Source organism: Kitasatospora saccharophila (genome assembly GCF_039529925.1).
Lineage (GTDB): Bacteria > Actinomycetota > Actinomycetes > Streptomycetales > Streptomycetaceae > Kitasatospora > Kitasatospora saccharophila.
In genome coordinates, this window is sequence record NZ_BAAANS010000056.1 from 34,255 (window position 1) to 49,129 (window position 14,875).

The following is a 14,875-nucleotide window of genomic DNA, read 5'->3' on the forward strand; positions in this document are numbered from 1 at the left end:
GCCGCCCCCGCCCGGCCCGCCGGGCCACCATCGGAGGCATGCAGCTCCCCGTGATGCCCCCGGTGTCCCCGATGCTGGCCAAGCCCGTCGCCGCGATCCCGCCCGGCATGCAGTACGAGGCCAAGTGGGACGGCTTCCGGGCGATCGTCTTCCGCGACGGCGACGAGGTCGAACTCGGCTCCCGCACCGGAAAACCGCTCACCCGGTACTTCCCCGAGGTGGTCGAGGCCGTCCGGGAGCGGCTGCCCGGACGCTGCGTCGTCGACACCGAGATCGTCGTCGCGCACGACGGGCGGCTGCACTTCGAGGAACTGCTGGAACGCATCCACCCCGCCGCCTCCCGGGTCCGCACCCTGGCCGGGCGCGCCCCCGCCACCCTGGTCGCCTTCGACCTGCTCGCCCTGGACGACGAGGACCTGACCGGCCGCCCGCTGGCCGAGCGCCGGGCCGCCCTCGCCCGCCTGCTGGCCGGCACCGCCCCGCCGGTCCACCTCGCCCCCGCCACCACCGACCTGGACACCGCGCGCGACTGGTTCGCCCGCTTCGAGGGCGCCGGGCTGGACGGCGTGGTCGCCAAACCGCTGGACGCCCCCTACCGCCCCGGCGAGCGCACCATGTTCAAGGTCAAGCACGTCCGCACCGCCGACTGCGTGGTGGCCGGCTACCGCGAGCACAAGTCCGGCCCGGTGGTCGGCTCGCTGCTGCTCGGCCTGTACGACACCGACGGCCGGCTGCAGCACGTCGGCGTCAGCGCCTCCTTCTCGATGGCCCGCCGAGCCGAACTCGCCGCCGAACTCGCCCCGCTGCGCCTGGACCCGGCCGACCTCGGCGAGCACCCGTGGGCGCACTGGGAGGAGGAGCAGGCCCAGGCGGCCGGCCGGCTGCCCGGGGCGGTCAGCCGCTGGACCGGGAAGAAGGACCTGTCCTGGGTGCCGCTGCGCCCCGAGCGGGTGGCCGAGGTCGGCTACGACCACATGGAGGGCACCCGGTTCCGGCACACCACGCGGTTCGAGCGCTGGCGGCCCGACCGCACCCCGGAGAGCTGCACGTACGGGCAGCTGGCGGAGCCGGTCTCCTACGACCTGGGTGCGCTGCTGTCCTGAGCCGGGGGCGCCGTCCGCCCGACCAGCACCGCCAGTCCGTCCAGCAGGCGCTGCAGCCCGAACTCGAAGAGCCGGTCGAGGTCGAAGTCGTAGCCCTCCAGGGTGAGCCGCAGGAAGGTCGGGTGGGCGGCGACCAGCTCCATGAACACCTCCTCCTGCTGGTCCATCCACTCCTCGGAGTCCTGCCCGGTGGCGGCCTCCGCGGCGGCCTCCATCTCCAGGCTGAGCGCGGTGCCCCGGACGTAGTTGAACAGCGTCAGGTAGGCGGTGAACACGTCCGGCACGCCCAGGCCCTCGGCGGCCAGCGCGGACAGCACCCACTCGCCGAAGGGCAGCGCGTTGGCCACCGGCTGGGGGCGGGTCACCGACAGCGCGGAGGCCAGCCAGGGGTGCGCGCGGAACAGGCCCCAGAGCCGGCGGGCGGCCAGCTCCAGCCGGGCGCGCCAGTCGCGCGCGGCGTCCGCGGCGGAGAACGAGAGCTCGGTGAAGACCCGGTCCATCATCAGGTCGACCAGGCCGTCCTTGTCCGGGACGTGCCGGTACAGCGACATGGTGGCCACGTCCAGTTCGGCCGCGACCCGGCGCATCGACAGCGCCTCCAGTCCCTCCGCGTCGGCCACCGCGACCGCCGCCGCGACGATCCGCTCCGCCGTCAGCCCGCCCTCCGGCGCGGGCCGCCGGGGCAGCTGCCGTCCCCCGGAACGGGCCGCCGCGGCGGTGGCCGGCGCGGCGGCCGGTGCCGGTTCCGGGCGTCCGGCGACCACCGTGCCGACCCCCGGGACGGCCCGCACCAGGCCCCGGCCGCGCAGCTCCGCCAGCACCCTGCTGGCCGTCGCCATCGCCACGTTCCAGCGGCGGGTGATCTCCCGGGTGGACGGCACCCGGTCGCCCGGGCGCAGCTCGCCGCGTTCGATCCGCTCCCGCAGTTCGGCCGCGATCTGCTCGTAGCGGTCCACCCGCCCCACCTCCGCACTAGTGCACCAGTGCCCGCCATGCTAGCTGCCGCAGCGCTCGCGGCACCAGCCGCCGACCTCCGTCCGAGCGCCTTGGTGCACTAGTGCAGCAATCCCGAATCTCTTCCTCTCAGCCTTGCCTAGTGTGCTGCGTACGGCGTACGTTCGGTGTCATGGAGAACATGACGACGAACCCCGACATCCTCGTCTCGGGCGGTGGAATCGCCGGTTCCGCCCTGGCGTACTGGCTACGCAGGGCGGGCTTCCGCCCGGTGGTGGTGGAGCGCGCCCCCACCTCCCGGTCCGGCGGCCAGACCGTCGACCTGCGCGGCGCCGGACGCACCGTCATCGAGCGGATGGGCCTGCTGGAGCGCGCCCGCGAGCTCGCCGTCGACCAGCGCGGCATCGCCCTGGTCGACCGCCGGGGCCGGCACACCGCCCGGCTGCCCACCGAACTCTTCGGCGGCGAGGGCATCGTCTCCGACCTGGAGATCCTCCGCGGCGACCTCGCCGACCTGCTGCACGGAGCCGTCGCCGACGACGTCGAGCACCTCTTCGACGACACCCTCACCACCCTGCACCAGGACGCCGACGGCGTGCACGCCACCTTCGAGAACGCCCCGCCCCGCCGCTTCGACCTGGTGGTCGGCGCCGACGGCCTGCACTCCGTCACCCGCCGACTGGCCTTCGGCCCGGAGCGCGAGCACTTCGTCCCGCTCGGCGGCTACACCGCCTGGTTCACCGCCCGCCTCGACCTCGACCTCGACGGCTGGTTCCTGATGTACAACGCCCCCGGCGGCCTGGTCGCGATGGCCCGCCCCGGCCGCCTGCCCGGCGAGACCAAGGTCGGACTCAGCTTCCGCTCCGCCCCCGTCGCCCTCGACCGCCGCGACCGCACCGCCCAACAGCGCCTGCTCACCGAGAAGTTCACCGGCGCCGGCTGGGAGACCGACCGGCTGCTCGCCGCGATGGCCGACGCCGACGACTTCTTCTTCGAACACCTCGGCCAGGTCCGCCTCGACGGCTACGCCCGCGGCCGGGTCGCCCTGGTCGGCGACGCCGCCTGCTGCCCCAGCCCGCTCACCGGCCTCGGCACCAGCCTCGCCCTGGTCGGCGCCCACCTACTGGCCGGCGAGCTCGCCACCGCCCGAGGCGACTTCACCACCGCCTACGCCGCCTACCAGCACCGCATGCACCCCTACGCCGCCCAGGCCCGACGGCTCCCGCCCGGCGGCATGCGCGGCTACGCCCCCGGCAGCGCCCCGATGATCGCCCTGCGCGCCGCCTCCATGCGCTGGATGACCCGCTGGCCGCTGCGCCGCCTGATGGAGTCCCAGGCCGCCAAGGCGTCCGACGTCGAACTCCCCGACTACCAGCAGGCGTTCGCCTGAGCCGGGCCCCGATCCGGTCCCGGGGACGGGAACGGGGACGGGGACGGCCCCGGTCTCCGTGGGGTGAGACCGGGGCCGTCGGGGAAGAGGTGGCGCGTCAGCCGGTGAAGCCGGCCGTGATGGAGGTGAACTGCCAGTCGGACTGGGCGATGCCGGAGCAGGTCTCCTGCAGGCCGCCGCCCGCGCAGCCGCGGTCGCGGTTGACCGACCAGAACGCCAGGCGGGCGATGTGGTTGGTGTTGGCCCAGTCGCGGATCGCGGTCCAATTGGCGATCGTGGTGGTCTCGTTGTTGTCGCTGAGACCGTTCATGCCGGAGATGCCCAGGTGCGAGTAGGCGGTGGCGTCGTCCCAGCCGTAGACCGACTTGAGCTTGTTCTTCAGGCCGGTCGCCGCGCTGACGGTGGCGGCGTACATGTCGGTCGACGCGTTGCCGAAGTCGAACGGCATGATGGTGAAGACGTCGATGTCCGCGCCGAGCGCCTTGGACTGCTCGATCAGCCGGTTGCCCGGGGCGGTCGGGCCGCTGGTGGCGGTGCCGAAGGTGACGATCGTCTTGATGCCCGGGTTCTTCTGCTTGACGATCTTCAGCGCGTTCAGGATGCGGTCCTGGACGGTGTAGTTCTCGAACTCGTCGGTGTTCTCGATGTCGATGTCGATCGCCTTCAGGTTGTAGGCGTCGATCACCTTCTGGTAGGCACCGGCCAGCGCGGTCGCGTCGGCGCAGTTCGGGCCGAGCTTGTTGCCCGACCAGCCGCCGAAGGACGGGACGACGTCGCCGCCCGCGGCGCGCACCGCGTTGATGGTCTGCTGGTCCACGCCGTTGAGCAGCGGGCGCTGGCTGTCCCAGGTCGGGTTGCAGCCGTTCTGCGCCAGCACGAAGGCGAGGGTGAACCACTTGATGCCGGTCGCGTTCATCACGGTGGCCGCGGCCGGCGGGTTGCCCCAGCCGTTGTACAGGTACGGCGCGGCCTGCTTGAAGGTGCCGGGCGTGCCGCCGCCGCTCGAAGGCGTGGTCACCGCGAGCGAGTTGGAGGCGGCGGAGGCGTTGCCCGCCGCGTCCCGGGCCTTCACGGTGAAGGTGTACGAGGTGGAGGCGGTCAGGCCGGTGACGGTCGCCGTGGTGCCGGTGACGCTGGTCGCCAGGGTGCCGTTGCGGTAGACGTCGTACGCGGTGACGCCGACGTTGTCGGTCGAGGCGCCCCAGGAGAGCGAGACCTGGGTGGCCGCGGTCGCGGTGGCGGTCAGCGCGCTCGGCGCGGTCGGCGCCTGCTGGTCGCCGCCGGCCGGCGTGGTCACCGCGAGCGAGTTGGAGGCGGCGGAGGCGTTGCCCGCGGCGTCGTGCGCCTTCACGGTGAAGGTGTACGAGGTGGAGGCGGTCAGGCCGGTGACGGTCGCGCTGGTGCCGGTGACCGTGGTGACCAGCGTCCCGTTGCGGTAGACGTCGTAGCCGGTGACGGCGACGTTGTCGGTCGAGGCGCCCCAGGAGAGCGAGACCTGGGTGGCCGCGGTCGAGGTGGCCGTCAGGTTGCCGGGGACGGTCGGCGCCTGGGTGTCCGGCGTGCCGCCGCCGGGGCCGTCCAGGCTGATGTCGTCCGCGTAGTACGTGCCCTGGCCGAACCAGCCGTTCAGGTACACCTCGGCGGTGGTCTGCGCAGCGCCGGTGGTGAAGCTCACCGTCAGCTGCTTCCAGTCGGCGGCGGACGGCGTCCAGGTCGAGGTGCCGCCGGTGACGCCGAGGTACACGTAGTTGCCGCGGACCCAGCTCGACAGCGAGTAGGTGGTGTTGGGCTGCACCGCGACGGTCTGGACGCACTTGGCGTTGTCCGAGGCGCTGACCGCGCCGGCCAGCGCCTTGCTGCCGCCGTGGACGGGCGTCGAGACGACCGAGCCGAGGCCGCCGGAGCAGGTCCAGCCGCTCAGGGAACCGGTCTCGAAGCCGGGGTTGGTCAGGATGTTCGCGGCGCTGGCGCTGCTCGGGACGGCCGCGACCGCGGCCGTCGCCAGCAGCAGTGCGGCGGCACCGATCGCGGTGGCGCGGCGGTTGGGGGCGTGCACGGGTACCTCCAGTGGGGGATGGGGGCGGAGGTGCGTTGGGAGCGCGCACAACAAAATGGACTGGACCAATTGGTTATGTCAAGGCTAGGTCAAGGTGCGGACGGTTCGCTGACCCTCCGTCAGGACCCGGTGCGCACCCTCCGGGAGCCGCCGCGGCACTGCTCCGTCCGGGTGTCTTGCGGCACGCCGGAACCGGCCCCGAGGCCCAGCTCGGGCACGATCGTTCAGCCCAGCTGTGGCACCCGTTAAGAATTCCTCGATGGACCGAACCCGCCGTGACCAGGCAGATTTCACCCTGCCCGGCCGGTGACCGCCGCACGCCGGGCCGCCCCACCGGGCCTGCGACCCCGCAGCGCCCGCCCCGCGGCCTGCCGACCCGCAGGCCCGCCGAACCCCGCGTCAGGAGCGCTCGCCGTGAAGGCACTCGTCAAGCTGAACGCCGAACCCGGACTCTGGATGACCGACGTCCCGGAACCGGAGATCGGCCCCGGCGACGTCCTGATCAAGGTCCTGCGCACCGGCATCTGCGGCACCGACCTGCACATCCGCGGCTGGGACCACTGGGCCCGGCAGACCGTCAAGACCCCGATGACCATCGGCCACGAGTTCGTCGGCGAGGTCGCCGCGGTCGGCGCCGCCGTCACCGACGTCACCGTGGGTGACCTGGTCAGCGGCGAGGGCCACCTGGTCTGCGGCAAGTGCCGCAACTGCCTGGCCGGCCGCCGCCACCTGTGCCGCAACACCATCGGCCTGGGCGTCAACCGGGACGGCGCGTTCGCCGAGTACGTCGCGCTGCCCGCCTCCAACGTCTGGGTGCACCGCGTCCCCGTCGACCTCGACGTCGCCGCGATCTTCGACCCGTTCGGCAACGCCGTGCACACCGCGCTGTCCTTCCCGCTGGTCGGCGAGGACGTCCTGGTCACCGGCGCCGGACCGATCGGCATCATGGCCGCCGCCGTCGCCAAGCACGCCGGCGCCCGCAACGTCATGATCACCGACGTCTCCCCGTACCGCCTCGACCTCGCCCGCAAGGTCGGCGTCACCCTCGCCCTCGACGTCTCGCAGCACACCATCGAGGACGGCCAGCACCAGCTCGGCCTGCGCGAGGGCTTCGACGTCGGCCTGGAGATGTCCGGCCGCCCCGAGGCCATGCAGTCGATGATCGCCAACATGACGCACGGCGGGAAGATCGCCGTGCTCGGCCTGCCCGCCGACGACTTCCCGATCGACTGGGCCCGGGTCGTCACCTCGATGCTCACCATCAAGGGCATCTACGGCCGCGAGATGTTCGAGACCTGGTACGCGATGTCCGTGCTGCTGGAGGGCGGACTCGACCTCACCCCGGTGATCACCGGCCGGCACGCCGCCCAGGACTACGAGGCCGCCTTCGACGAGGCCGCCGGCGGCAACTGCGGCAAGGTCATCCTCGACTGGACGACGTTGTAACCCGCACTCCGCGCACGACCGCCGACCCCTCGTTAGGAGCGACACCCCCGTGTTCGAGAACGTCCGCGACGACCTCGCCGCCACCCTCACCGAGATCCGCGAAGCCGGCCTGTTCAAGCCGGAGCGCGTCATCGGCACCCCGCAGTCCGCCGAGATCACCGTCAGCTCCGGCAACGGCGGCCAGGTGCTCAACTTCTGCGCCAACAACTACCTCGGCCTCGCCGACCACCCCGCCGTGGTCGCCGCCGCCAAGGACGCCCTCGACCGCTGGGGCTACGGCATGGCGTCCGTCCGCTTCATCTGCGGCACCCAGGACGTCCACAAGGAACTGGAGCAGCGGCTGTCCCAGTTCCTCGGCCAGGAGGACACCATCCTGTACTCCTCCTGCTTCGACGCCAACGGCGGCGTCTTCGAGACCCTGCTCGACGAGCGCGACGCCGTCATCTCCGACGCCCTCAACCACGCCTCCATCATCGACGGCATCCGCCTCTCCAAGGCCCGCCGCCACCGCTACGCCAACCGCGACCTCGCCGACCTGGAGAAGCAGCTCCAGGACACCCAGGACGCCCGCCGCCGCCTGATCGTCACCGACGGCGTGTTCTCCATGGACGGCTACATCGCCCCGCTGCGCGAGATCTGCGACCTCGCCGACCGCTACGACGCCATGGTCATGGTCGACGACTCGCACGCCGTCGGCTTCGTCGGCCCCACCGGCCGCGGCACCCCCGAACTGCACGGCGTCACGGACCGCGTCGACATCATCACCGGCACCCTCGGCAAGGCCCTCGGCGGCGCGTCCGGCGGCTACGTCGCCGCCCGCCGCGAGATCGTCGCCCTGCTGCGCCAGCGCTCCCGCCCCTACCTGTTCTCCAACTCGCTCGCCCCGGTGATCGCCGCCGCCTCGCTCACCGTGCTCGACCTGCTGGAGACCAGCGACGACCTGCGCGACCGGCTGCGCGCCAACACCGAGCTGTTCCGGACGAAGATGACCGAGGCCGGGTTCGAGATCCTGCCCGGCGAGCACGCCATCGCCCCCGTCATGGTCGGCGACGCCGCCCGGGCCGGCCGCCTCGCCGAACTCCTGCTGGAACGCGGCGTCTACGTGATCGGCTTCTCCTACCCGGTGGTGCCGCACGGCGCCGCCCGGATCCGGGTCCAGCTCTCCGCCGCGCACAGCACCGAGGACGTCGAACGCGCCGTCGCCGCCTTCGTCGACGCCCGCGCCGCGCTGGACGCCTGACCCGACCGGACCAGGTGCGGGCACCCTCAACCGCACCCACCCCCGGGCCGCCCCGACCCCCCTCCAGGGACGGCCCGCCCGGCGCGGGGAGCCATGCCCGGCTCCCCGCGCCGCTCGTGTCTCGTGCCGCCCGGCTTCTCGCGCTGCTCGTGCCTCGCGCTGCGGTCCGCGGTCGCCCACCGCCTGCTGGCCGTGCCGCTCCGCCGTCCGACCGGTCGGGACGCCTGGACCCGACCGGTCCGGTCCGATCCGGCCCGGGCCCACCCGGCGTCCCGACCGGCCCCGCCGCGCTGGCAGAATTGACCCCGTGATCGACGCACGACGGCTGCGGACCCTCCGGGCCGTGGCCGACCACCGGACGGTGACCGCCGCGGCGGCCGCGCTCTACCTCACCCCCTCCGCCGTCTCCCAGCAGCTCGCCGCCCTCGAACAGGAGACCGGCCACACCCTGCTGGTCCGCGCGGGCCGCGGCGTCCGGCTCACCGCCGCCGGCGAGATCCTGCTCACCCACGCCGACGCCGTCCTGGCCCAGCTCGAACGCGCCGAGGCCGACCTCGCCGCCTACGGCTCCGGCACGGCCGGAGAGATCACCGTCGCCGCCTTCGCCACCGGCATCGCCCTCGTCCTGGCCCCCGCCGTCACCGCACTCGCCGCGACCGCCCCCGCGCTCCGGGTCCGCGTCCTCGACGCGGAGGGCGACGCCAGCCTGCCGATGCTGCTCGACGGACGCGCCGACATCGCCGTCGCCGTCGAGTACCGCGGCGCCCCGCGCCCCGACGACCGCCGCCTCACCCGCCTCCCGCTGTACGCCGAGCCCTTCGACGCCGTCCTCCCGCTGCACCACCCGCTGGCCGACCGCCCCGGCCCGGTCGCCGTCGCCGACCTCGCCGCCGAACCCTGGATCGGCCCCTACCCGGGCAACCCCTGCCACGACGTCGTCCTGCTCGCCTGCGAACACGCGGGCTTCCAACCCCGGCTGGTGCACTCCTCCGACGACTTCCGGGCCGTCACCGCGCTCGCCTCGGCCGGCGCGGGCGTCGCCCTCGTCCCGCGCTCCGCCCTGCGCGGCGCCGAACTCGACGCCGTCGCCGTCCGCCCCGTCGACAGCCCCCTCGCCACCCGCCGCGTCTTCGCCGCGACCCGGGCCGGTGCCGAACTCCACCCGCTGATCAGCCCGGTCCTGACCGCGCTGGCCGAGGCGGCCGGGCACCTCGACCACCCGGCCTGATCCCCTCCGTGCCCCCACCGGGTTCCCGGTCGCGCCGGGCCTTCCCCGCGCGCCGACCCCGGCCCCGGCCCGGCTCGCCCACATCCTCGTCACCGGGCTGTCCCGCTCCCACCCACCCCCACACCGCCCGCCGTCGAATAACCGATCGACCGTGATCCGCCCGGACGGCTAGCTTCCGTCCGTCGACGGCGACCGGCCGGGAGGGGGCACCGAGGTGGAGCAGCAGGAGCAGGTGGAGCAGCGGGACCCGCGGGCCGCCGACTGGCCGCCGGAGCGGCGCGCCGAGCGGCGGGCCGCGCTGGTGGCGCGGATCCGGGCGGCGAACGCCGAGACGCTGGAGAGGCTGGCCGACCTGTGAGCACGCACCGTTCCGTTCCCGCCCGCACCGACCACCTCGATGAGGACGACATCGCCTACCTGGTCGGCGGCGCCGCCGTGGTGCGCGAGCGCTCGTTGCTGCAGTCGGCGCTCGGCCGTCCGCAGGCGTCGGCCTTCGGTGCGGACGCCTACCCGGACGTGTGGACCAAGGCGGTCGCGCTCGGCGAGTCCATCGCCCGCAACCACCCCCTCGCCGACCGGAACAAGCGGACCACCTTCGAGTCGATGCTGCTGTTCCTCGACTACAACGGGCAGCCCTACAGCGACCCGCACCCGGACGACGCCGTGGCCTTCATGCTGAGGCTCGCCCAGGGCGGCTACGCGGGCCGGTTCGACGACGCGGTGGCCGACTTCCGCCGGATGCTCGGCGCCGCCGGGCGCTGAATCCGCCTTCGGGCCGGGGCGGACCCTCGCCGCTGCCCTGACCGAATTGCCGGACACATTCTCATTCGTGACGGGCACGCGGCCGCCGCCGGAGCCGGTGGGGCGTTACGGGCCGGTAAAACTTCGCAAAGGATCGCCCGCCCGTCGGGGGCCGGATGCGCCGAATTCAACAGATTGTTGCAGCTCAGTGGCCACCTGGTGACGATCCGTGAACTCGGAGCGACTCTCCGTTCCTGATGGCATTCGCAAGGCGCAGGAGTACGGTTCCAGGGAAATCGTCGGAGTCGGCTTCCGGACCGGACGGCCGTGCCGGAAACCGGTGCGCGGCACCGGTCGGAAATGTGCGGGGGAGGGCGCCGCGATGCCCGAGCATCGGGCGTCCAAATAATCGAACATTCGAGCAGTGCGAGAGCGTACCGGCATTTCGATCGAATTCCGGAAAGGACGAGTGGTTCCCGTGAATCTCTCCCCGCGCGAGATCGACAAGCTGTACATCTACGTGGTGGCCGACCTGGCCCGCAAGCGCCGCGACCGCGGCGTCAAGCTGAACTACAGCGAAGCCTGCGCGCTGATCAGCGAGGCCGTCATGGAGGGCGCCCGGGACGGCCGCACCGTCGCCGAGTGCATGGAGATCGGCAAGCAGGCGGTCCGCGGCGCGGAGGTCATGCCGGGAGTGCGGGCGATGCTCCCGCTGCTGCAGGTCGAGGCGGCCTTCGTCGACGGCACCAAACTGGTCTCCTGTCACGACCCGGTCGGCGCCTGACCGATGACGCCCCCTCAGCACGCCCTCGTGGTCCTGGCCGCGGGCCACGAGAGCGACGGCGGACGGGACCTCGCCGCCCTGGCCCCCGCCGGAGCCGGGGTGCACGCCGCCGCTGCCGCACCGGCCGCCGCTGCCGCACCGGCCGCCGCTGCCGCACCGGCCGACGCCGGGGTGCACGCCGTCGCCACGGCCGGACGGCCGCTCGCCGAGGCGGTCCGGTCGGCCCTGGCCGCCGCCGGGGAGCGCCCGGTGTGCGTCGTCCCGATGACCCTCGGCCGGGATCCGCGCCTGGTCGCCGACGCCGCCCGGGCCCTGCGCTGGCTCGCCGCCGGAGAGGGGTCCGGCCGGCTCGCGCTGGCCGCGCCGTTCGCCGCCGCCGAACACCTGACCGGCTGGTTGCGCGCCGCCGCCGGGACGGCCCCGGGCGCCCCGGCGGCCCCGGACGGCGCGGTGCTGGTCACCGCCCCGGCGGCCGGCCCGTTCGAGGACGCCGAACTGTTCCGGATCGCCCGGCTGGCCCGGCAGTTCGGCCGGCACCGCTGGGTGGAGGTCGCGTTCGACGGCGGCGACCCGGACCCGGCCGAGGGCGCGGCCCGCTGCCGCCTGCTCGGCGCCCGGACGGTCACGGCCGTGCCCGCCTCGTTCGGTCCCGCCCTGCGCACCCCCGTGCCCGGCGTGCGCGACGGCGGCCCGCTGCTGCACCCGTCCGCCGTCACCGGCGTGGTCGCGGCCCGGACGGCGGCGGCCCTGCACCTGCTCGGCCACGGCGAGGACGGCATCGCGGCCGGCCTGGACGCCGAGCACGGCCACGGCCACGCGCACAGCCACCCCCACGCACCCGCACACGCGCACTGACCCCCTCGCCCACGTACACGCACCCGCACAAGCCCGCGTACACGCACACGCACTGACCCCCCGCACCCGACAGAGAGGGAGGCCGCCATGTCCGGTGGCGCCGCGTACCTGTACGGCGACGACCCGGTGGAGATCAACGCCGGCCGCGCCAAGGCCACCGTCACGGTCAGCAACACGGGCGACCGGGCGATCCAGGTCGGCTCGCACTACCACTTCTTCGAGGCCAACCGGGCCCTCGCCTTCGACCGCGCGGCCGCCTTCGGCATGCACCTCGACATTCCGGCCGGCACCGCCGTCCGGTTCGAACCGGGCGACACCAGGGACGTCGTGCTGGCCGAGTTCGGCGGCCACCGCCGCCTGGTCGGCTTCGCCGGCCTCGCGGACGGCGGCGTCACCGCCCCCGCCACCCGCGAGCGGGCGCTGCGGCGGGCCGCCGAGCAGGGGTTCCGGAGCGCCGGCGCCCCCGGGAAGAGCCCCGCGAGCGTCCCCGAGGGCGCCCCCGAGCGCCAGGAAGGCGAGCGCTGATGGCCGTCCTCCCCCGCAAGCAGTACACCGACCTGTTCGGTCCCACCGTCGGCGACCGCTTCCACCTCGCCGACACCAACCTGGTCGTCGAGGTCGAACGGGACTTCAACCAGGGCCACTACGGCGACGAGGCCGTGTACGGCGGCGGCAAGGCGATCCGCGACGGCATGGCGCAGGACCCGGCGGCGACCTCCGCGCAGGGCGCGCTCGACCTGGTGATCACCAACGTGGTGGTGCTGGACGCGGTGCTCGGCGTGGTCAAGGGCGACATCGGCGTCAAGGACGGCTTCATCGCCGCGGTCGGCAAAGCGGGCAACCCGCACACCCAGGGCGGCGTGCACCCCCGGCTGGTGATCGGCCCGGGCACCGAGGTGATCTCCGGCGAGCACCTGATCGCCACCGCGGGCGGCATCGACACGCACATCCACTTCATCGCCCCGCAGCAGGTCCAGGAGGCGCTGAGCAACGGCATCACCACGCTGATCGGCGGCGGCACCGGGCCGTCCGACGGCACCAACGGCACCACCTGCACGCCCGGCCCGTGGAACCTGCACCGGATGCACCAGGCCGTCGAGGACCTGCCGGTCAACGTCGGCCTGCTCGGCAAGGGCAACGGCGCGCTGCCCGGCGCGCTGCGCGAACAGGTCGAGGCGGGCGCCTGCGGCCTCAAGGTGCACGAGGACTGGGGCAGCACCCCGGCCGCGGTCGACAGCGCGCTGTCCGTCGCCGACGAGTACGACGTGCAGGTGGCGATCCACACCGACACCCTGAACGAGTCCGGCTACTTCGAGGACACCCTGTCCGCGATCGACGGCCGCACCATCCACACCTTCCACACCGAGGGCGCGGGCGGCGGCCACGCCCCCGACATCATGCGGATCGCGGGCGAGCCCAACGTGCTGCCCTCGTCCACCAACCCGACGCTGCCCTACACCGTCAACTCGGTGGACGAGCTGCTCGACATGGTGATGGTCTGCCACCACCTCAGCCACGGCATCCCCGAGGACGTCTCGTTCGCCGACTCCCGGGTCCGCGCCGAGACCATCGCCGCCGAGACGGTGCTGCACGACGAGGGCGTGATCTCGATCCTCTCCTCCGACTCGCAGGCGATGGGCCGGATCGGCGAGTCCTTCACCCGCGCCTTCCAGACCGCGCACCACTGCAAGGACCAGCGCGGCAAGCTGGAGGGCGACAGCGAGCGCAACGACAACCTCCGGGTGCTGCGCTACCTCGCCAAGCTCACCATCAACCCGGCCCTCGCCTCCGGCACCGCCGACCACATCGGCTCGCTGGAGCCCGGCAAGCTGGCCGACATCGTGCTCTGGCCGATCCACTCCTTCGCGGCCAAGCCCAAGATGGTGATCAAGGGCGGCATGATCGGCTGGGCGCTGATGGGCGACCCGAACGCCTCGCTGCCCACCCCCCAACCCGTCTACTACCGGCCGATGTTCGGCCAGTACGGCCGGGCCCGGCAGGCCACCCGGGTGACCTTCATGTCGCAGGCCGCCGTCGACCTCGGCGTCCCGGCCGAACTCGGCCTGCGCAGCACCGTGCTGCCGGTGCGCCGCTGCCGCTCGGTCGGCAAGCAGCACATGGTGCGCAACGACGCGCTGCCGCGGATCGAGGTCGACCCGGAGACCTACCGGGTCACCCTGGACGGCGAACCGGCCACCATCGAACCGGCCCGGTCGCTGCCGCTCAACCACCTCTTCTACCTCGCGTGACCCCGGCCACCGGCGGGACGGACGCGCTGCTGGTCTGCCTCCAGCTCGCCGACTCCGCCTTCCCCAGCGGCTTCTACACCCTCTCGCACGGCCTGGAGGGCTACGTCCAGGCGCGCGCCGTCACCCCGGAGACGCTGCCCGCGCTGCTCGCCGACCTGCTCCGGCACGGCGTCGGCCCGTCCGACGCCACCGCGCTGGTGCTGGCCCACCGGGCCGCGACGGCGGGGGAGTGGGAGCTGCTGGCCGCCGTCGACCGGCGGCTGCACGCCACCCGGCTGAACCGCGAACTGCGGCTGGCCGCCACCCGGACCGGGCGCCAACTCCTGGACATCGCACGGGAGTCGATCGGCGGCGAGGCGCTGGAGCGGTACGCCGACCTGGTCGCGGCCAAGCGCGCCCCCGGCTGCCAGCCGGTGGCCGTCGGGGTCGCCCACGCGGCGGCCGGCGTCCCGGTCGAACAGGCCGCCACCAGCGACCTGTTCGCGTTCTGCGGCAGCTTCGTCGGCGCCGCGCTGCGGCTGCGGCTGACCGACCACCGCAAGGCCCAGGTGCTGCTGCGCGGCGCCGCCCCGATCATCCGGGAGACCGTCGAGGCCGCCCTGGCCAGGGAGTTGGCCGACCTAGGCGGCTGCGTCCCGGTCGCCGACGCGATGTCCGGGCGGCACGAGCGGGCCGAGGCCCGGCTGTTCATGACCTGAGAACCGTCACGGAGGCGAAGAGTTGACCGAGAACGTCCTGCGGATCGGCATCGGCGGGCCGGTGGGCTCCGGCAAGACCGCGCTGATCGAGGCGCTGGTGCCGGAGCTGATCGCCCGCGGCCACCGCCCGG

Annotated in this window: 15 protein-coding genes; 13 read left to right on the top strand and 2 right to left on the bottom strand. The window is 73.7% G+C overall.

The features are described 5' to 3' along the window. Positions 1-38: 38 nt before the first annotated feature. The gene (locus ABD345_RS31370; RefSeq protein WP_344557093.1) at positions 39-1,103 is read left to right on the top strand and encodes an ATP-dependent DNA ligase; all 1,065 of its coding nucleotides are present in this window, start codon (positions 39-41) and stop codon (positions 1,101-1,103) included. Here the strand turns inward: ABD345_RS31370 and ABD345_RS31375 are convergent. After that, positions 1,076-2,059: a TetR/AcrR family transcriptional regulator C-terminal domain-containing protein gene (locus ABD345_RS31375; protein ID WP_344557094.1), complete on the bottom strand. Its 984-nt coding sequence runs from the start codon at positions 2,057-2,059 to the stop codon at positions 1,076-1,078. The two genes, ABD345_RS31370 and ABD345_RS31375, sit on opposite strands and share 28 nt — an antisense overlap. 179 nt (positions 2,060-2,238) lie before the next feature. On the opposite strand from ABD345_RS31375, the gene ABD345_RS31380 reads away from it, so the two are divergent. Then, positions 2,239-3,447, top strand: a complete 1,209-nt coding sequence (locus ABD345_RS31380; RefSeq protein ID WP_344557095.1) for an FAD-dependent monooxygenase — start codon at positions 2,239-2,241, stop codon at positions 3,445-3,447. 97 nt (positions 3,448-3,544) lie between these two features. Here ABD345_RS31380 and ABD345_RS31385 read toward each other — a convergent pair whose 3' ends face one another. Then, the gene (locus ABD345_RS31385; protein WP_344557096.1) at positions 3,545-5,503 is read right to left on the bottom strand and encodes a fibronectin type III domain-containing protein; all 1,959 of its coding nucleotides are present in this window, start codon (positions 5,501-5,503) and stop codon (positions 3,545-3,547) included. A gap of 414 nt (positions 5,504-5,917) precedes the next feature. On the opposite strand from ABD345_RS31385, the gene tdh reads away from it, so the two are divergent. The 11 genes from tdh to ABD345_RS31440 all read left to right on the top strand — a co-directional run. Beyond that, positions 5,918-6,949, top strand: a complete 1,032-nt coding sequence (gene tdh, locus ABD345_RS31390) for an L-threonine 3-dehydrogenase (protein ID WP_344557097.1) — start codon at positions 5,918-5,920, stop codon at positions 6,947-6,949. Between the two features lie 49 nt (positions 6,950-6,998). Then, positions 6,999-8,189, top strand: coding sequence for a glycine C-acetyltransferase (locus ABD345_RS31395; RefSeq protein ID WP_344557099.1), 1,191 nt, complete (start codon positions 6,999-7,001; stop codon positions 8,187-8,189). A 307-nt stretch (positions 8,190-8,496) separates the two neighbouring features. Continuing rightward, entirely contained in the window at positions 8,497-9,417 is a 921-nt protein-coding gene (locus ABD345_RS31400; RefSeq protein WP_344557100.1) for a LysR family transcriptional regulator, read from the top strand. A gap of 214 nt (positions 9,418-9,631) precedes the next feature. Beyond that, the gene (locus tag ABD345_RS31405; protein WP_344557101.1) at positions 9,632-9,775 is read left to right on the top strand and encodes a hypothetical protein; all 144 of its coding nucleotides are present in this window, start codon (positions 9,632-9,634) and stop codon (positions 9,773-9,775) included. Beyond that, positions 9,772-10,179: a type II toxin-antitoxin system death-on-curing family toxin gene (locus ABD345_RS31410; protein WP_344557102.1), complete on the top strand. Its 408-nt coding sequence runs from the start codon at positions 9,772-9,774 to the stop codon at positions 10,177-10,179. Before ABD345_RS31405 ends, ABD345_RS31410 begins: the two co-directional genes overlap by 4 nt. A gap of 457 nt (positions 10,180-10,636) precedes the next feature. Next, positions 10,637-10,942 carry an urease subunit gamma gene (locus tag ABD345_RS31415; protein ID WP_344557103.1) on the top strand — a complete coding sequence of 102 codons (306 nt, stop codon included), beginning with the start codon at positions 10,637-10,639 and terminating at the stop codon, positions 10,940-10,942. Positions 10,943-10,945: 3 nt separating this feature from the next. Further along, on the top strand, positions 10,946-11,797 hold the full coding sequence (locus tag ABD345_RS31420; RefSeq protein WP_344557104.1) for a cobalamin biosynthesis protein CbiX: 852 nt from the start codon (positions 10,946-10,948) through the stop codon (positions 11,795-11,797). Between the two features lie 87 nt (positions 11,798-11,884). Then, complete coding sequence (locus ABD345_RS31425) at positions 11,885-12,322, top strand: urease subunit beta (protein WP_344557105.1); 438 nt, start codon at positions 11,885-11,887, stop codon at positions 12,320-12,322. Continuing rightward, positions 12,322-14,046, top strand: a complete 1,725-nt coding sequence (gene ureC / locus ABD345_RS31430; protein ID WP_344557106.1) for an urease subunit alpha — start codon at positions 12,322-12,324, stop codon at positions 14,044-14,046. Before ABD345_RS31425 ends, ureC begins: the two co-directional genes overlap by 1 nt. Beyond that, on the top strand, positions 14,043-14,744 hold the full coding sequence (locus ABD345_RS31435) for an urease accessory protein UreF (RefSeq protein ID WP_344557107.1): 702 nt from the start codon (positions 14,043-14,045) through the stop codon (positions 14,742-14,744). Before ureC ends, ABD345_RS31435 begins: the two co-directional genes overlap by 4 nt. Positions 14,745-14,766: 22 nt before the next feature. Next, the coding region (locus tag ABD345_RS31440) for a GTP-binding protein (protein WP_344557108.1) at positions 14,767-14,875 on the top strand (109 nt) is incomplete at its 3' end.

What these genes read in the sequence shown, in the direction of transcription:
- ABD345_RS31370 (WP_344557093.1), top strand. Translation starts at nt 39, where the DNA reads ATGCAGCTCCCCGTGATGCCCCCGGTGTCCCCGATGCTGGCCAAGCCC.
- ABD345_RS31380 (WP_344557095.1), top strand. Translation starts at nt 2,239, where the DNA reads ATGACGACGAACCCCGACATCCTCGTCTCGGGCGGTGGAATCGCCGGT.
- ABD345_RS31420 (WP_344557104.1), top strand. Translation starts at nt 10,946, where the DNA reads ATGACGCCCCCTCAGCACGCCCTCGTGGTCCTGGCCGCGGGCCACGAG.
- ABD345_RS31425 (WP_344557105.1), top strand. Translation starts at nt 11,885, where the DNA reads ATGTCCGGTGGCGCCGCGTACCTGTACGGCGACGACCCGGTGGAGATC.
- ureC (WP_344557106.1), top strand. Translation starts at nt 12,322, where the DNA reads ATGGCCGTCCTCCCCCGCAAGCAGTACACCGACCTGTTCGGTCCCACC.